At 63.8% G+C, this 23,158-nt stretch carries 20 protein-coding genes and 2 tRNA genes; 14 read left to right on the top strand and 8 right to left on the bottom strand.

The window, feature by feature from the left end:
• Positions 1 to 54 precede the first annotated feature (54 nt).
• The 3 genes from HKD46_RS15320 to HKD46_RS15310 all read left to right on the top strand — a co-directional run bounded on the left by HKD46_RS15320 (position 55) and on the right by HKD46_RS15310 (position 3,174).
• On the top strand, positions 55 to 465 hold the full coding sequence (locus tag HKD46_RS15320; protein WP_010675511.1) for a CBS domain-containing protein: 411 nt from the start codon (positions 55 to 57) through the stop codon (positions 463 to 465).
• A gap of 328 nt (positions 466 to 793) precedes the next feature.
• The gene (locus HKD46_RS15315; protein WP_043156284.1) at positions 794 to 1,894 is read left to right on the top strand and encodes a porin; all 1,101 of its coding nucleotides are present in this window, start codon (positions 794 to 796) and stop codon (positions 1,892 to 1,894) included.
• Between the two features lie 335 nt (positions 1,895 to 2,229).
• Positions 2,230 to 3,174, top strand: a complete 945-nt coding sequence (locus tag HKD46_RS15310; protein WP_041212426.1) for a chemotaxis protein CheV — start codon at positions 2,230 to 2,232, stop codon at positions 3,172 to 3,174.
• Positions 3,175 to 3,261: 87 nt separating this feature from the next.
• Here the strand turns inward: HKD46_RS15310 and HKD46_RS15305 are convergent, their stop codons facing one another.
• A complete protein-coding gene (locus HKD46_RS15305) occupies positions 3,262 to 3,870 on the bottom strand; it encodes an arylesterase (protein ID WP_039040186.1) in 609 nt (202 codons plus the stop codon).
• Positions 3,871 to 3,927: 57 nt separating this feature from the next.
• Here HKD46_RS15305 and HKD46_RS15300 point away from each other — a divergent pair, with 57 nt between their 5' ends.
• Positions 3,928 to 4,638 carry an ABC transporter ATP-binding protein gene (locus HKD46_RS15300; protein ID WP_042016058.1) on the top strand — a complete coding sequence of 237 codons (711 nt, stop codon included), beginning with the start codon at positions 3,928 to 3,930 and terminating at the stop codon, positions 4,636 to 4,638.
• A 64-nt stretch (positions 4,639 to 4,702) separates the two neighbouring features.
• On the top strand, positions 4,703 to 7,144 hold the full coding sequence (locus HKD46_RS15295; protein ID WP_171865619.1) for an ABC transporter permease: 2,442 nt from the start codon (positions 4,703 to 4,705) through the stop codon (positions 7,142 to 7,144).
• A gap of 42 nt (positions 7,145 to 7,186) precedes the next feature.
• On the opposite strand, the gene HKD46_RS15290 is transcribed toward HKD46_RS15295, so the two are convergent.
• Positions 7,187 to 8,092, bottom strand: a complete 906-nt coding sequence (locus HKD46_RS15290; protein WP_052815202.1) for a TIGR01777 family oxidoreductase — start codon at positions 8,090 to 8,092, stop codon at positions 7,187 to 7,189.
• A 278-nt stretch (positions 8,093 to 8,370) separates the two neighbouring features.
• Between HKD46_RS15290 and HKD46_RS15285 the strand changes: the two genes are divergently transcribed.
• Complete coding sequence (locus HKD46_RS15285) at positions 8,371 to 9,906, top strand: cyclic diguanylate phosphodiesterase (RefSeq protein WP_171865618.1); 1,536 nt, start codon at positions 8,371 to 8,373, stop codon at positions 9,904 to 9,906.
• Positions 9,907 to 9,970: 64 nt separating this feature from the next.
• On the opposite strand, the gene HKD46_RS15280 is transcribed toward HKD46_RS15285, so the two are convergent.
• A complete protein-coding gene (locus HKD46_RS15280; RefSeq protein WP_171865617.1) occupies positions 9,971 to 11,152 on the bottom strand; it encodes a PLP-dependent aminotransferase family protein in 1,182 nt (393 codons plus the stop codon).
• A gap of 197 nt (positions 11,153 to 11,349) precedes the next feature.
• Positions 11,350 to 12,417, bottom strand: a complete 1,068-nt coding sequence (locus tag HKD46_RS15275) for a M20/M25/M40 family metallo-hydrolase (protein WP_171865616.1) — start codon at positions 12,415 to 12,417, stop codon at positions 11,350 to 11,352.
• Between the two features lie 260 nt (positions 12,418 to 12,677).
• Here HKD46_RS15275 and trmB point away from each other — a divergent pair, with 260 nt between their 5' ends.
• The 5 genes from trmB (at position 12,678) to HKD46_RS15250 (ending at position 16,479) form a co-directional block, all read left to right on the top strand.
• Positions 12,678 to 13,391 carry a tRNA (guanosine(46)-N7)-methyltransferase TrmB gene (gene trmB, locus HKD46_RS15270; RefSeq protein ID WP_010675501.1) on the top strand — a complete coding sequence of 238 codons (714 nt, stop codon included), beginning with the start codon at positions 12,678 to 12,680 and terminating at the stop codon, positions 13,389 to 13,391.
• A gap of 26 nt (positions 13,392 to 13,417) precedes the next feature.
• A complete protein-coding gene (locus HKD46_RS15265) occupies positions 13,418 to 13,750 on the top strand; it encodes a YggL family protein (RefSeq protein ID WP_039040181.1) in 333 nt (110 codons plus the stop codon).
• 96 nt (positions 13,751 to 13,846) lie between these two features.
• Positions 13,847 to 14,767, top strand: a complete 921-nt coding sequence (glsB, locus tag HKD46_RS15260) for a glutaminase B (protein WP_010675499.1) — start codon at positions 13,847 to 13,849, stop codon at positions 14,765 to 14,767.
• A 38-nt stretch (positions 14,768 to 14,805) separates the two neighbouring features.
• Positions 14,806 to 16,089: a rhodanese-like domain-containing protein gene (locus HKD46_RS15255; protein ID WP_409240929.1), complete on the top strand. Its 1,284-nt coding sequence runs from the start codon at positions 14,806 to 14,808 to the stop codon at positions 16,087 to 16,089.
• A gap of 183 nt (positions 16,090 to 16,272) precedes the next feature.
• The gene (locus tag HKD46_RS15250) at positions 16,273 to 16,479 is read left to right on the top strand and encodes a YgdI/YgdR family lipoprotein (protein WP_041215736.1); all 207 of its coding nucleotides are present in this window, start codon (positions 16,273 to 16,275) and stop codon (positions 16,477 to 16,479) included.
• A gap of 55 nt (positions 16,480 to 16,534) precedes the next feature.
• Here the strand turns inward: HKD46_RS15250 and HKD46_RS15245 are convergent, their stop codons facing one another.
• Both HKD46_RS15245 and HKD46_RS15240 read right to left on the bottom strand, forming a co-directional pair.
• The gene (locus HKD46_RS15245; RefSeq protein ID WP_171865614.1) at positions 16,535 to 20,095 is read right to left on the bottom strand and encodes an ATP-binding cassette domain-containing protein; all 3,561 of its coding nucleotides are present in this window, start codon (positions 20,093 to 20,095) and stop codon (positions 16,535 to 16,537) included.
• A gap of 98 nt (positions 20,096 to 20,193) precedes the next feature.
• Positions 20,194 to 21,471 carry an alpha/beta fold hydrolase gene (locus HKD46_RS15240; protein ID WP_171865613.1) on the bottom strand — a complete coding sequence of 426 codons (1,278 nt, stop codon included), beginning with the start codon at positions 21,469 to 21,471 and terminating at the stop codon, positions 20,194 to 20,196.
• 236 nt (positions 21,472 to 21,707) lie between these two features.
• Between HKD46_RS15240 and HKD46_RS21435 the strand changes: the two genes are divergently transcribed.
• Together HKD46_RS21435 and HKD46_RS15235 are read left to right on the top strand one after the other, a co-directional pair.
• The gene (locus HKD46_RS21435) at positions 21,708 to 21,842 is read left to right on the top strand and encodes a hypothetical protein (protein ID WP_081000980.1); all 135 of its coding nucleotides are present in this window, start codon (positions 21,708 to 21,710) and stop codon (positions 21,840 to 21,842) included.
• Between the two features lie 155 nt (positions 21,843 to 21,997).
• Positions 21,998 to 22,219, top strand: a complete 222-nt coding sequence (locus HKD46_RS15235; protein WP_010675494.1) for a hypothetical protein — start codon at positions 21,998 to 22,000, stop codon at positions 22,217 to 22,219.
• 64 nt (positions 22,220 to 22,283) lie between these two features.
• Here HKD46_RS15235 and HKD46_RS15230 read toward each other — a convergent pair.
• Together HKD46_RS15230 and HKD46_RS15225 are read right to left on the bottom strand one after the other, a co-directional pair.
• Positions 22,284 to 22,359 (bottom strand) — tRNA-Asn (locus HKD46_RS15230).
• Positions 22,360 to 22,364: 5 nt separating this feature from the next.
• Positions 22,365 to 22,440 (bottom strand) — tRNA-Phe (locus HKD46_RS15225).
• A gap of 381 nt (positions 22,441 to 22,821) precedes the next feature.
• Here HKD46_RS15225 and rraB point away from each other — a divergent pair.
• A complete protein-coding gene (gene rraB / locus HKD46_RS15220) occupies positions 22,822 to 23,157 on the top strand; it encodes a ribonuclease E inhibitor RraB (RefSeq protein ID WP_171865626.1) in 336 nt (111 codons plus the stop codon).
• The last annotated feature ends 1 nt before the right edge of the window (position 23,158 follow it).

Raw genomic sequence — 23,158 nt, 5'->3', positions numbered from 1 at the left:
TGCCGCCGGAAAAACGTGTCATAACAGAGACATCTGGGGGGCAGGAGGCTGACCATGTTGATTAAAGAGATCATGACGACCCGGGTCGCGACCGTTTCCATGGATGACAGGCTGAGCGTCATCAAGGAGATCTTCGAGCAGGCCCATTTCCGCCACCTTCTGGTGGTGGAAGAAGAGGAGCTGGTGGGGGTCATCTCGGACCGGGATCTGCTGCGTGCCATCAGCCCCTATCTGGACACGGATGCCGAGATGAACCGGGACACCGAGACCCTCAACCGGCGCGCCCACCAGATAATGAGCCGTGAACCCATCACCGTCTCCCCCGAACGCTCCCTGAAAGAGGCCGCCGGCCTCATGCTGGAGCACCAGATCTCCTGTCTGCCTGTGCTGGAGAACGGCGCCCTGGTGGGCATAGTGAGCTGGAAGGACCTGCTGAGGGTCATGCGCGGCTGGCAGCCGGTCTGACGGGGCGGGGAAGGTGTGCGGGGAGCCCGTGTCGCCCGGCAGGGCTTCCCAGCTTCTCGCCTTGTTGAAGGATTAAACTGCATTTATCCCGCTTTATAGATCACTTGTATTGCTATATTGATTTTCTTGGTCATAAGTTCCGCAAAAATTATTTCGCGTGACACTATGTGTCGCGGCGTCAGCTCGAATTGACGCTTTTATAATTAATCGTTCGCCGCTTCAGTTCCCATCAAGGTTTCCGGATCTACCTTAGGCCATCGGCACATCAACCGATCATCACGACCGAACTCTGGTCTGACAGAGAGTGCTTACACCTGAGGAAAGAACAATGAAAAAGACAGCATTGACGATGGCCATCTCCAGCCTGCTGCTGGCCGGTGGTGCACAGGCCGCCAACGTTTACGATCAGAATGGTACCAAACTGGACATCGGCGGCCGCGTCAACGGCATGTACTACGGCACCGATGACAATGCCACCGAAGGCGATGCCAGCTACCTGCGTCTGCACATCGCAGGTGAAACCAAGGTTGACGAGGATCTGACCGCGTTCGGCTTCGCCGAGTACAACCTGCCGGTCTCCGGTTCTGACAACGACGAGCTGCGTTACGCCTATGCGGGCATCAAGCACGATCGCTTCGGTGCCTTCAGCTACGGTCGCCAGGACGGTCTGTTCACCAAGGCGGTGAACAACTACACCGACGTGCTGCCGGAGTGGGGTGGTGATGGTCTGGGCAAGGACACCGAGGTGTTCGGCACCGGTCGTACCAACGGCCTGGCCCAGTACATGTACAACTGGCAGGGGCTGACCCTGGGTGCCCAGTTCACCGGCAACAACGACCCGCAGAACGCGAGCCGCAGCGAGCGCGTCGGCCCGAACAGCACCTGGAGCCCGAAAGGTTCTTCCGAGGGGTATGCTCTCTCTGCCAACTATGACTTCAACATGGGCCTGAGCCTGGGTGCTGCCTACAACCAGGCAGGCAAGACCGACGAGCAGGCCGAGAACGTGAGCTTCGGCGGCGACAGCGACGCCAAGCTGTTCGGGGTGGGCGCCAAGTACGCCGTCGGCAACCTCTACATGGCTGCCACCTACTCCCACGGTGAAGATCACCTCTTCGTGGACACCGGCTCCCTGCGCGGTTACGCCGAGAAGATGGATGGCTACGAAGCGGTCGTGCAGTACAACATCACGCCGAAGTTCAAGCCCTCCCTGGCCTACCTGCGTACCGACGTGAAGGACAGCGCTCACGGCATCGATGACACCGCGACCGAATACGTCTCCGTGGGTGCCTGGTACAACTTCACCGACAACTTCAATGCCTACGTGGACTACAAGATCAACCTGCTGGACGAAGTGGGTTCCACCGGCAAGAACAGCCTGAACAAGTCCACCGACGACATCGTCGCTGTGGCCCTGCAGTACAACTTCTAAGTCGTCCCGGACGCACTGCACATCCCAGGACCGGCCCATGTGGCCGGTCTTTTTGTTGCTGGCGGACCGCGCTGGATGACAAGAGCGGCACGCCGGGGTTCAGCAATGGCCCTGTGTGGTCGATACCCTTGTTGTCGGGGCCGGTGCGTGGCTGTGCTTGCCATGAGGCAGTGATGGGGCGATGATCACGCCCCGTGGTCAAGATCCTATCTTTCCTCGACGCTTTTCATTATTTCTATATAGGCTTGCGTTGTCCCGACAGGGAAAGCGGGGCTGGTTGGCATGTCGCAGCTCCGGTGCGGGGCAATTTCGGGAAATGGACGTAAGGGCGTTATATGGCGAGCATATTGGATTCAGTGGATCAACGTACCCAGCTTGTAGGGGAGAATCGCCTGGAACTGCTGATGTTCCGTTTGGGTGCCCAGCAACTGTTTGCGATCAACGTCTTCAAGGTGCGGGAAGTGGTCAAGCTGCCCCATCTGAACAAGATGCCGGGGTCCCACCACAACATCAGCGGCGTCGCCAACATTCGCGGCGTTTCCATCCCCGTCATCAACCTGCGCGGTGCCATCGGGATGCGTCCCATGGCCATCGATCAGGAGTCCAACCTCATCATCACCGAGTACAACCGCACCATTCAGGGGTTCCTGGTGGGGCAGGTGGCCCACATCGTCAACATGACCTGGAAGGACATACTGCCGCCGCCCCGTTCGGCGGGTCGTGCCAACTACCTCACCGCCATCACCCGCATCCCGGAAGGGGGCGTCGACCAGATCGTCGAGATCATCGACGTGGAGAAGGTGCTGGCGGAGATCATCACCTATGACGTGCGCATCTCGTCCGAGGTGCTGGACGAGGAGATCCTGCCCCAGATGCAGGGACGCCGGGTGCTCATCGTCGATGACTCCAGCACGGCCCGCAACCAGGTGCGCGAGACCCTCGCCCAGCTCGGGCTCGAGGTCATCGAGTGCCAGGACGGCTTGCAGGCCCTCAAGCTGCTCAAGGGGTGGTGCGATGCGGGCAAGAAGGTGACCGACGAGATCATGCTGATGATCACGGATGCCGAGATGCCGGAGATGGATGGTTATCGCCTGACTCACGAGGTGCGCAGCGATCCGCGCATGTCCGATCTCTTCATCACCCTCAATACCTCCCTGAGCGGCAACTTCAACGAGGCCATGGTCAAGAAGGTGGGGTGTGATCGCTTCATCTCCAAATTCCAGCCCGACTTGCTGGTGGATGTGGCCCAGCAGCGGATGCGGCAGATCCTGGGCCGCTGAGACCGGCACGCCGAACCATGAAAAAGCCCCCGCCATGCGGGGGCTTTTTGCTGGGCAAGGGGAAGGGCCATGGGCCCGGCCACCGGGCTACTGTGTCAGCAGAGGCTCGACAAAGCGGGCGACCTTGTCGCGGATCCGGGGCTGGGCGGCGGCCGTCGGGTGCAGTCCATCGTTCATCATGAGTTCAGGGCGCAGCACAATATCATCCAGAAAGAAGGGCATCAGCGGCAGGTCGTTGGCCTTGGCAAGATCCGGGAAGATCTGCTCGAACTGTTGCAGATAGCGCGCCCCATAGTTGCGGGGCAGCAGGATCTGGGTCAGCACCGTCTTCGCCTGGTGCGCCCGGGTGAGCTCGATCATCTTGGTCAGGTTGGCCCGGGTGATGGCGGGAGCAAAGCCCCGCAGCCCGTCGTTGGCGCCGAGTTCGATCAACACCCAGTCCGGTTTGTGGGTTTCGAGCAGAGCGGGCAGGCGGGCCAGGCCGCCCTGGGTCGTTTCACCGCTGATGCTGGCATTGATGAGGGTGTGTTCTCCCCCCTGCTGCTGCCACTTTTCATTGAGCAGGGCAGGCCAGCTCTGTTCGGCCTGCATCTGGTAGCCGGCACTCAGGCTGTCGCCCAGTACAAGCAGGGTCTGGGCCTGGACGGACGCTGCCCAGCAGCACAGGCAACTCACGGCAAACAAGAGACGCATCATGCAGTCAACTCCCACGTTCTATTGTCATTACAGGTTCAGGCAAACAGGATACCCAAGATGAGTTCAACGCCCATTATCGCCGTCAGGGGGCTCGGTAAAACCGTTCGCCTCGGTCAGGAAAGCCTCACCATCCTTGAAGGGATCGATCTGCAAGTCAATACCGGCGAGACGCTGGCGCTGGTCGGTGCGTCCGGTTCCGGCAAGTCCACTCTGCTCGGTTTGCTGGCCGGTCTCGATCTGCCGAGCAGCGGCGAGATAGAGATCCTCGGCCACTCCCTCACCCGGCTGGACGAGGAGGGACGCGCCAGGCTGCGGGCCGAGCAGGTGGGGTTCGTGTTCCAGTCGTTCCTGCTGCTGCCCACCCTGAGCGCCCTGGAAAACGTCATGTTGCCGGCCGAGCTGCGGGGGGAGACCGACAGCGAGCCCCGTGCCCGGGAGCTGCTGGCCCAGGTCGGTCTGGGGGAGCGGTTGCATCACCTGCCGCCGCGCCTCTCCGGCGGCGAGCAGCAGCGGGTCGCCATTGCCCGTGCCTTCATGACCCGCCCCAGTCTGCTGCTGGCGGACGAGCCCACCGGCAACCTCGACAGCAAGACCGGGGAGACGGTGATCGAACTGCTGTTTCGTCTCAACCGCGAGCACAACACCACCCTGGTGGTGGTGACCCATGACCATGAGCTGGCCCAGCGCTGCCAGCGGCAGCTGGTGATGTCAGCCGGGCGGCTGGAGGCACAGGCTGTCATGGCGGCCAGGGTGGGAGAGCTGTCATGAGTCAGTGGAGACAGAGCTGCACCAGGCGATCGTTGGCAGCCGCATGGACGGTGAGGGAGGCGTCATGAGTCAGTGGCGACTGGGATTGAAGCTGCTGCGCCGGGAAGGGTTCAGCGGGGAGCTGCGCTGGTTTGTGCTGGCGCTGGCGCTGAGCGTCGCCTGCGTGCTCAGCGTGGCTCTGGTGGCGGATCGGCTGGATGCGGGGCTCAAGGCCTCCGGGCGGGATTTCATCGGAGGGGACAGGGTGCTGCGCTCCGCGACGCCGGCACCGGCAGAGTGGCTGGCGCAGGCGCATCAGGAGGGGCTGGCCGTGCAGACCACGGTCAGCTTCAACAGCATGCTGTTTCACGGCGATACCCTGCAACTGGCCTCCATCCGCGCCGTGCCCGGGGATTTTCCCTTCTACGGCAAGCTGGAGCTCACTCCCCAGCGCGCCCCGGCGCCCGGCGAGATCTGGCTCTCCGCCAGGGTGATGCAGCTGCTCGGCGCCAAGGTGGGGGAGGTACTCGAGGTCGGCAACACCCGGCTGACGGTGGCAGGGGAGCTGGGCCAGGAGCCGGATCAGGGGTTCAGCCCCTTCCAGATGGCACCAAGGGCCTTGATCCACAGCGCCGATATCGAGGCGACCGGGGCCCTGCTGCCGGGCAGTCGCCAGCAGTGGCGCTATCTCGTCAAGGGGCCCCGTGACGCCATCGCCCGCTATGAGGCCTGGCTCAACACCAGGCTGAGCGCCGGGCAGAAGCTCGTCAAACCCGACGATCAGGGTACCCAGGTGGGGAAATCCCTGGGCAATGCCGAGCGCTTCTTCCGTCTGGCATCCCTTGCCGGCGTGCTGCTCGGCGCCCTGGCCATGGGGATAGCGGTGCGCCATTTCGCCGAGCGCCAGACCAACATGGTGGCCCTGCTCAAGACCCTGGGGGCCTCGCGGCGCACCCTGTGGCAACTGATGGGCACCCTGCTGTTCTCCCTGACCCTGGTGGGGGCCCTGATGGGGCTGGTGGCGGGCAGCGCCATGCAGTGGCTGACCCTGAACCTGCTGGGGGATCTGCTGCCTGCGGATCTGCCGCCCCCCTCCTGGCGACCCTTCGCCCTGGGCCTTGCGGTCGCCTTCTTCATCACCCTGATGCTGGCGTTCGTCCCCTTCCTGAGGCTGCTCAAGGTACCGCCGCTGCGGGTGCTGCGCCGGGAGCTGGAGGCGGGGATCCCTCCCTGGCTGACGGTGCCCGTGGGGCTCATCGGGCTGTTTGCCCTGGTGTGGGGCTTTACCGCCGACATCAGGCTGGCCTGCGGGCTCATCGGCGGCATGGGGGTGTTGATGGCGCTGCTGGCCCTGCTCGCCTCCGTGCTGCTGCGTCTTGGCAGTCGGCTCAAGGGGCCCCATGCCCTGCGCCTGGCCATCAATCACCTCTCCCGTGAGCGGGGCAGTGGTCTGTTCCAGCTGGCGGGTTTCGCCCTGGCCCTGATGCTGTTCGGGCTGCTGTGGGCGGCGCGGGTCGATCTGCTGGAGGATTTTTCCACCCGGTTGCCTGCCGACGCCCCGAACCGCTTCCTGGTCAATGTGGCGGACAGCGAGCGGGAAGGGATCCTGGCCGATCTGCACCGGGCCGGGGCCATCACCTCGGACTTCTACCCCATGGTGCGCGGGCGCCTGACCCGTATCGCTGGTGAGGCGGTGGGGGAGGATGCGGCGCGGGAGGGGGTGGACAGAGAGCTCAACTTCACCACCACATCGGCCCTGCCCGCCGACAACAAGGTCACTGCCGGTCAATGGCTGGCCGGCAAGGGGGAGGTCTCCGTCGATGAGGCGCTGGCGGGACGGCTCGGCATCGCGCTCGGAGACGTGCTCGGCTTCACCATAGAGGGGCGGGCGTTCGAGGCCAGGGTGACCAGCCTGAGGTCCATCAAGTGGGACAACATGAGGCCGAACTTCTACATGATCTTCTCGCCGGACGTGCTGGCCCCCTTCTCCCAGACCTGGCTCGGCAGCTATCGTCTGCCGCCTGAGGGGCGAGGGGCAGAGGTGGAACTCATCCGCCGCCACCCCACGGTGAGCCTCATCGATGTGGAGGATCTGATAGGCCGCCTCACCCTGGTCTCCGATCAGGTGAGCCGCGCCCTGGGGTTGATGCTCGGGCTGGTGACGGTAGCCGCCCTGCTGGTGCTGCTGACCCAGACCCAGGCCGGCATGGCCCATCGGCGCCGGGAGCTGCTGCTGATGCGCACCTTGGGGGCGGGCAGCGCCCTGCTCGAGAAGATGCTGCGCTGGGAGCTGGTGGCGAGCGGTGCCCTGGCGGGGCTTTGCGCCGCCATGGTGGTGGAGCTCTGCTCCTTCGGTCTGCAGTGGTGGTGGGAGGGAGCGCAGTGGCAGTTCCACTGGGCCATCTGGGCTGCACTCCCCCTGCTTGGGGCCGTGCTGGTGACCCTGGCTGGACAGGGCATGCGCCGCCAACTGCTGGCGGGTACCCTGAGCGACCGGCTCAGGGGACTGGGGCAGGGGCTGCTCTGATGGCTCGACACATCCCGACCTCGGTCGGGATGTGTCATTGGGTCAACGGGGTGAGTGCAGCAGATTGTCCAGAGCGCCGGGCAGGGCCGAGAAGCTGAAGTGAAAACCGGCCTGCTGCAAGCGGGCGGGCAGCACGTGCTGTCCGGTGAGCAGCAGATCCGCCGCCTCTCCCATCAGGAGTCGCAGGAGGGGTGCCGGTACGAAGAAGAGGTGCGGTCGATGGAGCGTGGCGGCCAGGGTCTCGCTGAACCGGCGATTGCTGACCGGTTGCGGGGCCGTGCCGTTGAAGATGCCGTCACACTCGCCGTGCTCGATGAGAAACAGCATGGCCCGCACCAGATCCTGCACGTGGATCCAGCTCATCATCTGGGTGCCGCTGCCCATGGGGCCGCCGAGGCCGAGGCGGTAAGGGGGCAGCATCCTGGGCAAGGCGCCCCCCTCCATGCCGAGTACCAGGCCGATGCGCAGGATGCAGACCCGGGTCTGGGCCGAGCGGGCCTGCTGGGCAAGCTGCTCCCACTGCTGACAGAGACGGTGGGTGAATTCGTCGTGAGGGCTCTGGCATGTTTCATCCAGAGGAGCGTCATCCTGGCGGCCATACCAGCCGATGGCGGAGGCATTGAGCAGCAATCTGGGGGGCGTGCTGGATAGTTTGACGAGATCCACCAGCTGTTCGGTCAGCAGCCAGCGGCTGTTGCAGAGCAACTGCTTGCGGGACTCGCTCCAGCGTCCGGCGGCGATGGGTTCGCCGGCCAGGTTGATGACGATGTCCACGTCATTGAGGTGATCCAGCCTGTCCAGGCTGTCCAGCAGGGTGACATCGTGGCCGAGCAGCTCGTAGGCCCGGCTGCCCTGGCGGGTCAGCACGACTACTTCGTGCGCCACCTTGAGGTGTGCCACCAGACGGCGGCCGATAAACCCCGTGCCCCCCGTGATCAGTATCTTCATGCGCGCTCTCCCGATGCCGTTGCCTCTACTCTAGAGGGCCGGAGTCGGATGAACAAGCGGCTGTTTTTGCTCGGGTTATATTTCGTCGCCGCTCACGGCTTCCGAGGATGGCCGCCCGGATCCGCGCGCCTCGCCGGGACGGAAAGGCATATACAAAAGGCCTGTTTGGACGCTAAATTTCGGGAAGGCGGCGCCCATGATGCCGTCATCATCCCTTGCCAAGCCGACGACAAGGGGTAAACTTGCCCGCTTTTTCGCCGTGTCGAATCTGGAGGAATATGCCATTTCGTCGTCTGAGGGTGCGCCAATACTATCTCCGGCTGGTCTACTCCCTGCTGGCCGGCCTGCTGCCCATGGTGCTGGGGTTCTCCATCTCCGCCTGGCAGACCATGGCCGGGGTGAGACAGGATGCGGTGGAGCGGCTGCAGCATGCCCAGCTGATGTTTGACCGGACCCTGGACAATGCGCGCCTGGCCGCCGACGCCGTGATGGGCAGCGTCGGCAAGCCCTGCCTCACGGTGGTGCAGGGCTTGCGGGATCAGGTGGCGACGGTGCCGGACGTGCGCAGCGTCAACCTGGCCGAGGGGGAGAATATCTACTGCACCTCCCTCTATGGCCCCGTCAAGGGGATGATAGATCTCAACGACTATGTCGGGGGGAAACTCGATCTCATGCGGGGCAATCCGGTCACCCCGAAGCGGCCGCTCATCGTCTACCGCCAGGAGGCGGGGGAGTACAGCGTGCTGGTGGGGGTGGATGGCTACTACCTGCTCAACATCCTCGACATGATGAGCCGCAACTCGCCGCTGGGGCTGGTGGTGGGGCCGCAGATGCTGCTGCGCGACAGCCAGCTCACCGATCAGTTGCTCTCTCCCGAGGACGGCGGCTATCTGGAGCAGGCGTCCCAGCGATACCCCTTCAAGGTGGTGACCACCATCTCGAACCGTGAATACGGCGCCCATATCTGGGACTACTCCAAGGTCAGCCTCATCTTCTATCCCCTGCTGAGTCTGATGTTCGGCCTCGGGGTCTTCTGGCTGACGGGCCGCTCCACCTCGCCGCAGCAGGCGCTGCGACGGGCGCTGGAGCTGCAGGAGTTCATCCCCTACATCCAGCCGGTGGTGACCGGCGACGACGCCCACCTGAGCGGCTGCGAGGTGCTGATGCGCTGGCAACATCCCCAGCAGGGCATGATCTCGCCGGATCGTTTCATCCCCATGGCGGAGGAGTGCGACCTCATCGTGCCCATGACCCGCTCGCTGATGAGGCAGGTGCGCGCCCAGTTCGCCGGCCGGGTCCACGAGCTGCCCAAGGGATTCCACTTCGGCTTCAACATCAGCGCCAGCCACTGCAAGGATCTGAGCCTGGTGGAGGATTGCCGCGACTTCATCGACGCCTTCAGGGACAACCCCATCAAGCTGGTGCTGGAGCTGACCGAGCGGGAGCTGATAGTGGCGGACGAGACCACAGACCGATTGTTCGCCGAGCTGCACGCCCTCGGCGTCTTCATCGCCATCGACGACTTCGGCACCGGCCACTCCAGCCTGACTTATCTGCAGGCCTTCCAGGTGGACTTCCTCAAGATCGACAAGAGCTTCGTCGGCATGATCGGCTCGGACGCGCTCTCCAGCCACATCGTCGAGAACGTCATCGATCTGGCGACCCGGCTCGAGCTGCAACTGGTGGCGGAAGGGGTGGAGAACGAGGTGCAGGCCGCTTACCTGAGGGCGCGCAACGTGACCTTCCTGCAGGGCTACTTCTATGGCAGGCCCATGCCGATGAAGGCGTTTATCGCGCACTACATGGCCGGGTGACGGCCAAGGGCAGCCATAAAAAAACCAGCGACCGGGTCGCTGGTTTTTTTCATTCGAAGCTGGCTTAGAGCATGCGGGCCAGGGCGCGGCAGAGGCGCTTGATGCCCTCTTCCGTAGTGGCCTCGTCCACGCAGGAGAAGCTCAGGCGCAGGGTGTTCTGGATCTCGGGGCGCACGTAGAAGGGGGCGCCGGGTACGAAGGCCACCTTCTCCTTGATCGCCTCGTCGAACAGGGCCATGGCGCTGACGCTCGAAGGCAGGGTCAGCCAGAGGAACATGCCGCCCTGGGGCCGGGTGTAGCTGACGCCGGGGGGGCAGTGACGGCCGAGGGCGGCCTCCATGGCGGCGCGCTGGCGGCCATAGACCTCCTTGATCTTCTCGAGGTGAGCATCCAGCGAGTTGTCGGTCAGGAAGCGGTGCAGCACCTGCTGGCTGAAGGCATTGCTGTGCAGGTCGGTGGCCTGCTTGGCGATGGTGACCTTCTTGCGCAGCCAGTCCGGCACCAACATCCAGCCGAGGCGGAAGGCGGGCACCACCGTCTTGGAGAAGGAGCCGAGCAGCACGGTATTGTTCGGCGCCAGCTTGGCGATGGGGGGCAGGTGCTCCCCCTCGAAGCGCAGCTCGCCGTAGGGGTCATCTTCCACCATCAAGAGCTCGTGGCGTACCAGCCGCTCGGCCAGCGCCTCGCGGTTGGCGCGGCTGTAGGAGACCCCGCTCGGGTTCTGGAAGTTCGGCACCCCGTACAGCAGCCTGGCGTTGGAACCCTGCTCCAGCAGCGCATCCAGCGCGGCCAGATCCAGCCCCTCTTCCCCCAGCGTGATGGGTCTGAAGTTCGGTTGATAGACGGAGAACGCCTGGATGGCGCCGAGATAGCCCGGCTCTTCGATGATGAGATCCTGCCCCTCGTCGATCAGCACCTTGCCCAGCAGATCCAGCGCCTGCTGGGAGCCGCTGGTGATCAGGATGTTGTCTGGGTTGACCGCCATGCCGTGACGGCTCAGGTAGCGATCGGCGATGTACTGGCGCAGCGGCGCGAAGCCTTCGGTGGTGGCGTACTGCAGGGCGGCCGCCCCTTGCTCGCGCAGCACGTCCTGGCAGGCCTGCTCGATGGCCTTGACCGGGAACAGGTGGGGATTGGGCAGGCCGCCGGCGAAGGAGATGATCTCCGGGTTGGTGGCGACTTTCAGGATTTCACGGATGAACGAAGGCTCGACCTTCTCGAAGCGCTGGGCAAAAAACGGCTGCATAGGGTTCTCTCTGACTAGGGTGGCGGTCGCTCCATTCAACCGCCAGGTTATCCGTTTGTATCAGATTTAAGAAATGAGGCAATGGCTGTAACAAAAATCCATAAAAAAGGGCAGGTTTGGCACCTGCCCGAATTTTATCGTCTCCGCCGTGGCCGGGGGCGTAAAAACCCCTGAGGGGGACCTCATCGACCGCGGGATCAGAGCCCCGGTTCTTTCAGGAAGCGGATCATCAGATCCGTGTTGGCGCCGAGTTGCTGCTGCACCCGGCCAGGGAACAGCTCGGCCATCTTGTCGAGGCGGTCGTACTGGGTATGCCAGATCTTGCCCCACTGGGTCTCGCTGTCCCGGTCGCAGGCGCTCTTGCTGGTCTCGTCGTAGCAGTCCCACAGCGCCGGGTTGGTGCTCTGGGAGTAACCGTCATAACCATCCTCGCCATCGATGGTGAAGTTGGTCGCCTCCACGTAGGCCACTGGCACCCCCAGGCAGGCGAAGGGGGCGTGATCCGACCAGCTGCCGGTCTCGCCCTCCGGATAGCCGGGGTAGCTCGGGTGGATGGCGAAGGGGTTGGCGCCCTGCTTGGAGATGGCCAGCAGGCGGTCGCGCACCTTGGGATCGAAGCTGTAGCGGCTCGGCTCGGCACAGTTGTACTCGGCCACGTCCGAGTGGGCGGAGTGGACGTAGACGATGTCGCCACCGGCGATGGTGTCGTAGTTCACCATGGCCAGCAGCTGGGCGATGGCGGCGCCGTCCAGGCTGGCGGCATAGGCCTTGGAGCCGTTGAGGCCGTTCTCCTCGGCGCCGAAGAAGGCGAAGCGCACCGTGTAGGGCAGGGTCTCTCCCTTGAGTGCCTCGGCAACCGCCAGCAGGGCGGCGACGCCGGCCCCGTTGTCGGTGGCGCCTTCGGATCCTTTCTTCTCGCCGGTGCTGTCATAGTGGGCACCGATGAGGATCACCTTGTCGCTCTGACCCTTGAGCTCGGCGACGATGTTCTGGGAGGTGCGTTCGGTGCCGCCCCGGGTGTAGGTGAACGGCTGGTTCTGCACCTCGTAGCCCCAACCGGCCAGGTGATCCTGGATCCAGGCTGCGGCGCGGGTTTCGGCCTCGGTGCCTGTGGGGCGAGCGCCTATCCCTTCTGCGCCAGAGCTCAGTTGCACCAGAAATTCATGGGCCTGAGCCGCGGGGGCAGGGGGTTGGGAGTCGTTGTCAGAGGGGTTGCAACCGGCCAGCATGGCAGGCAGAACGAGGGCCAACAGGGTTTTCTTCATACTGCAATCCTTTGTTGTATATGGTTTTATTTTTCCGCGTCAGGATGAACCTGACGTCCGGCAGATTCTGTGAAGGGGGGGGCATTTGTCAACCTTGCCGGTGGATGTGGGCAGTCCCGGGGGATTTGTTGTGGGAAACACTTGCGCCTTGTGCCTATCTTGGGATAATTCGCTCCCCTGTTTTTGCGAACTGATGCAATAACGAGCGATCCATTTATGTCGGCTCTGTTCCAGAGCGATGCAATAACGAGCAATTTACTATGTCTGTGACCCAAGATGTGTTTAACGAAGACGGCAAGTTCATGCGCAAGATCCGCAGCTTCGTCCGTCGCGAAGGCCGCCTGACCAAAGGGCAGGAGAAGGCCCTGGAAGAGCTCTGGCCGGTCATGGGCATCGATTTCGCACCAGAGCCGCTCGACATGGTGGCCCTGTTTGGCCGCGAGGCACCCGTGGTGCTGGAGATCGGGTTCGGCATGGGCGCCTCCCTGGTGGAGATGGCCAAGAACGCCCCCGAGAAGAACTTCATCGGCATCGAGGTGCACTCTCCGGGTGTGGGCGCCTGCCTTGGCACCGCCCAGGAGGCGGGTGTCACCAACCTGCGCGTCATCTGCCACGATGCGGTGGAAGTGCTGGAGCACATGATCCCGAACGGTTCTCTCTCCTGTCTGCAGCTCTTCTTCCCTGACCCCTGGCACAAGAGCCGCCACCACAAGCGTCGCATCGTGCAGCCTGCCTTTGCCCAGGATATCCGCCAGAAGCTTGCCATCGGTGGCGTCTTCCACATGGCCACCGACTGGGAGAACTACGCCGAGCACATGCTGGAGGTGATGAGTGCCGCCGAGGGGTACGAGAACACCTCCGCCACCGGCAACTGGGTGCCCCGTCCCGACTGGCGCCCCCTGACCAAATTCGAGCAGCGTGGCCATCGTCTGGGCCACGGTGTCTGGGATCTGATTTTCAAACGAGTCAACTGAGTCAACGTATCAACTAAGGAGCTATCATGGCCAACCGTAGCCGCCGTCTGCGCAAGAAACTGCGCGTCGATGAATTCCAGGAAATGGGGTTCGACATCAGTTTCAACTTCCCGGTCGGCACCGCCGAAGAGACCATTGATGCCGTGGTCGATGCGCTGATCGACGAGGTGATTGAGCCTCGCAAGCTGGCCTTCGCCGGCTCGGGTCACCTGGCCTGGGAAGGGATGATCTGCACCCAGCAGCTCGGCAAGTGCACCGACGAAGACCGTTCCGCCGTTCAGACCTGGCTGCAAGGCAAAGGGCTGGAGGCCGTGGTGGTCACCGAGCTGTTCGATCTCTGGTACGGCGAGCCGGCCTGATATCTGACTGCCTCCCGGGCAGATAGAAAATCCCGCCGCCGGCGGGATTTTTGTCGGTGGGCTGGCCCCGCCTCGTTTCACGTCATGGAATAGCCAATGGTGTTGTCATCCGAATTACTGGCCGGCATCCTGGAAGAGGTGCGTCCTCTGCTCGGGCAGGGGAAGGTGGCCGATTACATTCCCGCCCTGGCCCAGGTGCCTGCCGACCGGCTGGGGATCGCGGTCTGTACCGTTGAAGGGGAATTGTTCACCGCAGGTGACGCTTTCGAGCCCTTCTCCATCCAGAGTATCTCCAAGGCCCTGAGCCTCACGCTGGCCTTGACCCTCTATCAGGAGGAGGAGATCTGGGCTCGGGTGGGCAAGGAGCCCTCCGGTCAGCCGTTCAACTCCCTCGTCCAGCTGGAGTTCGAGCAGGGCATTCCCCGCAACCCCTTTATCAACGCCGGTGCCCTGGTGGTGAGCGATCTGCTGGAAACCCGGCTCACCGCTCCTCGCCAACGCACTCTGGAGCTGGTACGCCGCCTGTGCGGCAACCCGGCCATCATGGCGGATCAGGTGGTGGCGCGCTCCGAGTACCAGCACTCCGCCCGCAATGCCGCCATCGCTTATCTGATGAAGGCCTATGGCAACTTCGAGAACGAGGTGGACAAAGTATTGCAGAGCTACTTCAATGCCTGCGCCATCCGCATGAGCTGCGTCGATCTGGCACGAGCCTTCGTCTATCTGGCCAACCGGGGCGTCCCTCTTGGCGAGAGCACGCCCCTGCTGCCAGCCCGGACCACCAAGCAGGTCAATGCCCTGCTCGCCACCTGCGGCCTCTATGACGAGGCGGGCGACTTCGCCTACCGGGTCGGCATGCCGGGGAAATCCGGGGTGGGGGGCGGCATCATGGCGCTGATCCCGGGAGAGCTTTCCATCTGCGTCTGGTCACCCGAGCTCAACAAGGCGGGCAACTCCCTGGCCGGGACGGCGGCGCTGGAGCTGCTGGCCGAGCGCCTGGGCCGCTCCATTTTTTAACTCTCTTCACTATGCATCGAGACGACATCATGAAACGAATGACTGGACTGTGGCGAAGCTGCCTGACCGCCTTGCTGCTCTGGTGTGCCTGGCCCGCGCTGGCCGCCGAGCTGCCCCCGATCTCCCTGGCGGATGCCAAGGGGAAGGAGGCGGTGATCCTGGATACCCGCCCGAGCTATTTCTATCAGGGCTGGCCCATGGACGGGGAGAGGCAGGGGGGCCATGTGGCCGGTGCCGAGCTGCTCTCCGCAGAGTGGAAATACAGTGACGAGGAGTGGCCTGCGGCACTCGCGAGCAAGGGGTTGAAGGCCGACAAACCCGTCGCCCTCTATGGCACCCCTCGCGAGGTGGCCGAGGTGGCCCGTCTGCTGCGCCAGCAGGGCATCAAGCAGCTGTTCGAGCTGCAGGGATGGAAAGAGGCGCCCCGGGAGCACCTGGCACGCTGGCAGCAGCTGGTCCATCCGCTCTGGCTGGCAGACTTGCAGGCAGGCAAGCCGGTCATCGCCGCCCCCAAGGGGGAGTGGAAGGTGTTCGAGGTGGACTGGGGATCCCCCAAGGCCTATCTGCTGAGCCACATTCCGGGAGCCGGCTACATCGATACCAACCGGCTGGAAGGGGAGCCGCTGTGGAACAAGGTCTCTGACGAGGCGCTCAAGGCGCTGCTGCTGGAGAACGGCATCCGTCATGACACCACCGTCATCCTCTATGGCCGCAACACCATGGCGGCGGCCCGTGCGGCCCATCTGATGATGTATGCGGGGGTCGAGGATGTGCGGCTGCTGGATGGCGGGCTGGAGGCCTGGTTCGTGCAGCATCTGCGCACCGAGACCGGTCTGGCCAATACTTTCAAACCGGCCAGGGAGTTTGGCGTGGTCATCCCCGCCCGTCCCGAGTTCTACACCACCCTTGACCAGGCCAAGGCCCTGCTCAAGCAGCCGGACGGCGCCCTGGTCAGCGTGCGCACCTGGGACGAGTTCGTGGGCAATACCTCGGGCTACAGCTACATCAAGCCCAAGGGGGACATTCCCGGGGCCAGATGGGGTCATGGCGGGGTGGATGCCAACAGCATGAGCGACTTCCACAACCCGGACGGCACCATGAAGCCCGCCCGCGAGATCCTCGCCATGTGGGATGAGTGGAATATCGAGCCGACCCAGCAGGCCGCTTTCTACTGCGGCACCGGCTGGCGCGCCTCCGAGGCGTTCTTCTACGCCTGGTTGATGGACTGGAAGCGGATCAGCGTCTACGACGGCGGATGGTTCGAGTGGAGCATGGATCCGGCCAACCCCACCGTCACCGGCGAGCGCAAGCCGGGCAAGTAACTAATAATCCAGAGCAGGCCGGACAGATGTCCGGTCTTTCTTTTCTTGATAGATCATTTTCAATGGCTATAGCAGGTGGATTCTTTCTGTGAATCCTGTTGCTGCAATCAAGGTAAACGGGCCATCCGGTTGAGCTAGGCTTCATCTATCACCGCCAGGGTGAGCGTGAAGAAGGGGAGAGTGATGAAAGCTGTGATGATGCTGGTTTGTCTGTTGGGATTGGCGGGGTGCAGCTCCCAATACATCATGAGCACCAAGGATGGCAAGATGATTGCCACCGACAGCAAACCCAGGTTGGACGAGACCACAGGCATGTATCGCTATTACGATGAAGAGGGGAGGGAGGTGCATATCAACAAGGACGACATCACCCAGATCATGGAGCGTTGAGGCTCTCCTCAAGCAACAAGGGCTGCCCGCGGGCAGCCCTTGTCATTTTCAGCCCTCACACCGTCTGGGGCACCTGGCGGTTGACCTGGCCGGCAAACAGCTGGTGGAAGCGGGAGTGGGGGTTGGCCAGCAGGCTCACCGGCGAACCCTGCTCCACCACGGTGCCGGCCTCCATCACCACCACCTTGTCCACCGACAAGAGCGGCTCCAGATGGTGAGCGATCACCAGGTAGCTGGCCTCCGGCCGGTAGCGATAGAGCAGCTCCGCCATCTTGCGCATGCCGCCGTGGTCGAGATCCGAGGTTGCCTCGTCCAGCACGATGAGCGGGCGGCGTGACAGCAGGATGCGGGCGATCACCAGCAACTGGGTCTCGCCGGCGGAGAGTTGCAGCCTGTCGAGCTCCTCGTCCAGCCGGCCGGCGCAGCGCTCGGCCAGCCCCACACGGGCCAGTGCCTGCTCAAGTGCCGCGTCGTCATGCTCGGTCAGGGGCGCCAGGTTGGCCCGCAGGGTACCGAAGAAGGTGAGCGGGATCTGGGAGACGGTGTCGTAGAGATCGCGCACCGCTTCCGGTGCCAGCCGGGAGAGCGGCTGCTCGCCGTAGTAGATCTCCCCCTGGGTGGCGGGATACATGGCCTGCAGCACCCCCAGCAGCGAGCTCTTGCCGGCGCCGGTACGGCCGCACACGCCCACCTTCTCGCCGGGGGCCAGCTCGAAGTTGACCTTGTGCAGCGCCCACTGGCTGGCCTGGGGGTAGCGCAGCCCCAGGTTGTCGAAGCGCACCTTGGGGTGAGCGGTGGCGAGGGCCTCCCCCTCCTGACGCTCGCTCTCTATTTCGCTGTATTCACGCACCCTCTCCACCGCGTTCATCACCTGCTCCACCTCGGCGAAGGTGCGGATGAGGGAGTTGAGCATGGCGGAAGCGGTAAAGGCATAGGTGATGGCCACGGCCCCCAGCAGCGAGCTGTTGCCAAAGGCCACCATCAGCGCCACGGCGCCCACCAGGGCGGCGGAGAGCAGGGTCTGGTGCATGCCGAGCCAGCGGTTGATGGAGGTGGTGGTGTACCAGCTGCGCAGGTTGTTGTCATAGTGCAGCAGCACCTGATCCAGCGCGAAACGCTCGGCCCCGGCCAGGCGCAGGGCGGGGGCGCCGCGGATGGTCTCGCTGATGCTGATGTAGAGCGGAGAGCGCAGCACCGACGCCTGTCGCCGCAGCTTGAGCTGCACCGCCCGGTAGCGGCGCTGCAGCACGTAGAGGGCCCAGCCCACCAGGGGGGCGATGAGCAGCAACAGCGGCATGTTGACGCCGATCACCACCACCTGCAGCGCCACCGACACCAGCATGCCGAACAGCCCCATCAGCATCGACAGCAGGATCTCCTGGGCTTCCCCCAGATCCCGGTCGAAGCGGTTGAGGATGCGCCCCTGCGGCACCTTGTCGAAGAAGGCCATGGGGGCGCGGCTGATGCGCCCCAGCATGCCGTCAAACAGGGTCCAGGCCAGCTTGAGGCCGAGTTTGTAGTTGATGACCCGCACCACCATGATGCAGGTGAGGGAGCCCGCTCCCAGCAGCACATAGATGCCGAGCAGTTCGCTCACCTCTGTCACCCCGGCCTTGCCGCCGAGCCAGAGATCCGAGGCGATGCGCAGCCCCTCCTGACCCAGGGTAAGCAGCAGGGCGAGCAGGATGGCGCCGGGCGCGGCCAGGCGCTGCCACATGAAACCGAATAGCCCCCAGTCCACCTTGCCCTCCACCACCTTCTCTTCATTGAACTGCTCCGCCTCCTGGGGCGGCACCGGCGGGACGGGCTGGGGATGCTGGATAAGATCCGCCAGCTGATGGGCATCGAGCTCCACCAGTTCGCCCTGCTCGATGCGGATCACCCGATCGCAGTGAGCCAGCACGTCCGGGTCGTGGCTGACCAGGAGCCGGGTCGGCCCCGGCTTGAAGGCGAGCCCCCGCTCCAGCACCTGGGCCGAGACGATGGGGTCGAGCGCCGAGAGGGGGTTGTCCAGCAGCAGGATGTCGGCCCGGGCGTAGAGGGCGCGGGCCAGGGCGACTCGCTGCTGCTGGCCGCCGGAGAGGCGGGTGCCGAGCTCGCCCACCAGGGTCTGATCGCCGTGGCTGAGCAGTTCGAGGTCGGCGCCCAGCGCACAGGCCCCCAGCACCCAGCGATAGCGCTCGGCGTGCCAGGGCTGGCCAAACAGGATGTTGTTGCGGATGGTGTCGTTCATCAGCCAGGGCTTGTGGCCCAGATGGGCGACCCGGCCGTGGCGGCGGATGCTGCCCTCGAAGCTGTCGTCAAAGCCGGCGACCAGGTGCAGCAGACAGCTCTTGCCCGCCCCGGTGGCGCCGGTGATCCCCACCAGCTCCCCCGGCTGGATGAACAGATTGGCCCCCTGCAGCACGGTTTTTTGCTGGTGCAAGGCGGTGACGTTGTCGAACTGCAGGGCCCCCACCGGCAAGCTTGAGTCGGTGAGATCCCGGTGCTGCTCGGGGCTGTTGAGGAACTCGCACAGCCGATTGAAGCCGGTGTTGAAGTTGATCAGGGTGCGGATGAGATAGGGCAGCCGCATCATGGGGATGCGCAGCACGGTGAACAGGGCGATGGTGGTGAACACCTGGGGCAGGGTGAGCTCCCTGCCCGACACCAGATAGGTGGTGAAGGTGGCCAGGGTCACCAGCAGCGGGGTGCTCAGCATCAGGCTCTCGTTGATGGCATCGAGCCGGAGCACCCGTCCCAGCACCCCCAGCTCCTGCTGGCGCTTGTGGCCGGCGGCCCGGGTGAAGAAGGCGCCGAGTCCGTTCTGGCGTACCAGCCGCAGCTTCTTGATGTACTCCGCCAGGATGCCGTTGCGCTCATCCTGTTGGCGCTTGAGCTGCTGCTCCTGCTGGTTCATGCGCCGTACCACCCGGGTGGAGATGAGCAGCAGCAGGGTGAGCACCGCAAAGCCCACCAGGCCGGCGCTGCCCACCTGCCACACCAGCAGGGCTATGGTGCCGAGCAGTTGCAGCAGCATGGTGAGCGGCATGGCGGGGTCAGCCAGGATCCAAGTAATGTCCCACACGTCCCGGTTGATGAGGTTCTGAACCCGGCCGCCGGCCCTGTCGTCGAAGCTCTTGCCACCCTGCTTCATTACCTTGGCGAGCAGGGATTCGGCCAGCAGACGGCGGATGGGCACGTGCATCTTGAGGGCCAGTTGCAGGGAGTGCTCCGCCAGCATGCCGGCGGCGAGCACGGAGGCGAACAGGGCCAGGGCCAGCAGCAGCTTGTGGCCGGTGGTGGCATCGGTGCCGAGCTGGGTCATGCTGTGGTTGAGCAGCCAGGGGCTGGCCAGGGTGGCCAGCATGCCGAGCAACTGTAACAGGGTGAGCAGGCCGATGCGGCCGCGATACTGGCGCCAGATAAAGGCGGTGATGGGCCAGGGGCGCACCGGCTGGGCGGCGGTGAGCGCGAGGAAGGCGTCGGCGCGGCCATCGCGCCTGTCTTCCGGCAACAGGGGATAGAGATCGTCGAGGTTGACCTGGGGCTCGGTCAGCCCCTTGCGCTGCAACGGGCCGGTCCAGTGATAGAAGAGGCGGCTCAGCCAGCCGGCCGATATTTCCGGATGATCCAATGGGTGTCCTTATTATTTTGTGCTGCTTCCAGGGGGCGGGGCGGCTCATGGGCCACCCTCGATATTGTCGTCTTGCTGCGGGCGCGAGCCCGGCGGGATCAGCGATCCCGATTCATGCGGATGAGCCGGTCCAGGATCTGCTCGCCATCGACCCGCAGGCCGTTGTGCTCGTACTCGTTGGTGATCCAGGCGCGGCTGTTGCCAAGCCCCTTGAGGGTGTCGCGGCTGTAGTCGAACTCCACGTACATGTCCTCGGCATAGACGGCGCAGGCCACCGGCACAGTGTTGCGGGCCAGCTGCGCCGGATCGTAGAGGGGGCCCCAGTCCGCTTTCTGGGCAAGCAGGTGGGCGGCCTCCTTCAGGGGAATGAGCTCGCGGAACTGCTCGAACATCCAGGGGAAGATCATCTCGCCGGTAAAGGCGAAATCTTTGCCTGGCGCCCAGGCCAGGGCAGGGAACTCCCTTCTCACCCGCTCTGCCGCCCAGTTGCTGGCACTCCCTTCGCAATAGATGGACTCGTGCAAAATGGCGAACACCGGGTTGGTGTTGAACGGCTGCATGGCCTGCACCTGGTAGAGGAAGGCGGGGTTGAGGCGTTCGCCGATGAAGGCGTCCTCCAGCAGGTAGTAAAGTGCCTCGAAGGCGCCGCTGGCCCCCAGATCCAGCCCCTGCTGCTGCAACTGCTCCACCGTCAGGCGCTGGCCGTTGGGCAGGCGCACATCGTAGTGGTGCAGGTGGTTGGCCAGCCGGTTGGCGATGGCCTGGGCATGGGGGAAGCGGGTGAAGAAGGCGCGGTTCTTGTCCGCTACCCGCTGGTAGGTGGCGCGGTAGACCTCATCCGCACTGCGCCCGATGGGTGCCACGCCGCCGGTGAGGTAGACCTCGTGCAGGCTCCTTGGGAACAACGAGAGGTAGGTGAGGCTGCAAAAGCCGCCGAAACTCTGGCCGAGCAGGCTCCAGGGGCGCCCCGGGCTCAGCACCTCGCGAATGCATTCGGCGTCGCGCACTATGCTGTCGGCACGAAAATGGCCGAGGTAGTCCGCCAGCTCACCGGGGGTCATCCCCGCCAGGGCGTCAGCACTGATGGGGGTGGAGTGGCCGGTGCCGCGCTGATCGAGCAGCAGCACCCGAAACTCCTGCAGGGCCCGCTTGATCCAGCCGCCATCGGCGGTCGGGCGAGGAGCGCCAAAGCCCGGGCCCCCCTGCAAATAGAGCAACCAGGGCAGGTCATCATCCAGCTTGTCCTTGCGGCAGAGGGTGCGGCCAAACAGGGTGAGGGTCGCCTCCTCATCGGGATGCTGGTGGTCGAGGGGCACGGTAAAAAAGTGTGGCTCGCAATGGATGCCATCCAGCACATAGTGCAAGGGGCTGCTCATCTGGGGTCTCCCTGAGGGTAGGAAAATCGTCGGCCTCATCATAGCCCTGGCGCAGGGGCGGGTCACGCCGGTTTTCCAGATTGTTAACAGAGATGGAGCCTGAGGTCGGTGCCGTACAAGGTGTGGTTTCGCCGCGGTTGACGGCGGGCTGCAACTGGACAAAGATGAGCCGCCTGCCGGGACGGGCAGGGATAGGTCAGCACCCCGGGTGCAGGAAACTGGATGGAGTTGGCTCGATGAAGCCGAGATGGATACGTGTTCGCAAGAGACGCACACAGAGGGATCCGGAGGGGGTGCTGCAGGCGGGTTTGCTGGTGTTCAGCGCCACCTGTGGTGCCACTCTGTTGCTGGCGGCCTGCAACGGCGGTTAGCTGAGTGAAACAGACCCGCTTGTCATGAGCGGGTTTTTTCATGCCAGAGCAGAAGGTCAGGACCTGCCTGTAGCCCTTTGCTGGCGCGGGTTTGCTGTATGCAGAGCACGGCTGCTATGGTCAATTTACGACCGGATCCACAGAGGGAGGCGATCATGAACAGTCGTGAAAAAGTCCTGGCTCATTTGGCCACAGATCACCGGGTTGCAGGATTGACCGCTGGCGAGGCACTGGCTGGCATGAGCCACTCGATGAGTTCGCTCCTGCTGCAACAGGATCAGCACTTCTTCCGCCGCCATGCGGACGACCCCTGCCACGAAGTCGCCCGGGCCTGCTCGGCCGGACACGTATGGCATGGGGACGAAAACCACTACTAGCCCCGGCATGTGAGTAAATGACAGATGCAAAAAGGCCCGCTCATCTGAGCGGGCCTTTCGAATTTGGCTCCTCCTACTGGACTTGAACCAGTGACATACGGATTAACAGTCCGCCGTTCTACCGACTGAACTAAGGAGGAATAGTTGGTGCCCAGAGACGGAATCGAACCGCCGACACGGGGATTTTCAATCCCCTGCTCTACCGACTGAGCTATCTGGGCAACGGCGCGCATTAAACCCTTTCTGGACTGAGGTGTCAACCACAGGCCGCAGATTGATGTACCGTTCGCTCGATATCCGAGCAATCTTCCCGTGATTGGACCGGTTTCCCCGTTTTAACCATGAAAAGAGGGGCGCCTGCGGGGCAGGGTGGGCCGACGGCCAGCAGAACATCATGAAGGGGGGCGAGCTGCCTGACGTGCCGAGGGCTGCCCGCTGGCGCCAAGCCGGGAGAGGCGCCAGTTATCTTGGCCCATCGATTGAGCCTGCCGCGCTCTGCGGGTATGCTTTGCCGCACTCATCCCCTGGCCATGGTCCGGGCCGACGCGGCTGGCAGGGGTGACATCCATTCAACACCGCCTGGGGTTTATATGAATACCAATATGCAAGAGTGGCGCGAAGAGACCGCCGCCATCGTCAACGAGCTGCTGGCCGATGGCAGCAACCCGGATCTGGAGTACGAGATTGAGCACCACTTTGCCTGCCAGGATTTCGATCTGCTGGAGAAGGCGGCGGTCGACCTGTTCAAGGCCGGTTTCGAAGTGACCGATGCCGAAGAGATGGAGCTGGATGACGGCGCCACCATCTTCTGCTTCGACGCCACCGTCGAGTGCAAGCTGGACATCGAGACCATAGTGGCGGACATCGCCACCATGCTGCCCATCCTCGAAAAATACGGCGTGGACTACGACGGCTGGGGCACCTACTTCCAGGAGTAAG

This window comes from Aeromonas sp. TW 6 (assembly GCF_013168745.1).
GTDB lineage: Bacteria > Pseudomonadota > Gammaproteobacteria > Enterobacterales > Aeromonadaceae > Aeromonas > Aeromonas caviae.
Note: the sequence above shows the minus strand (reverse complement) of the source record. Positions and strands in the feature narration are given on the sequence as shown.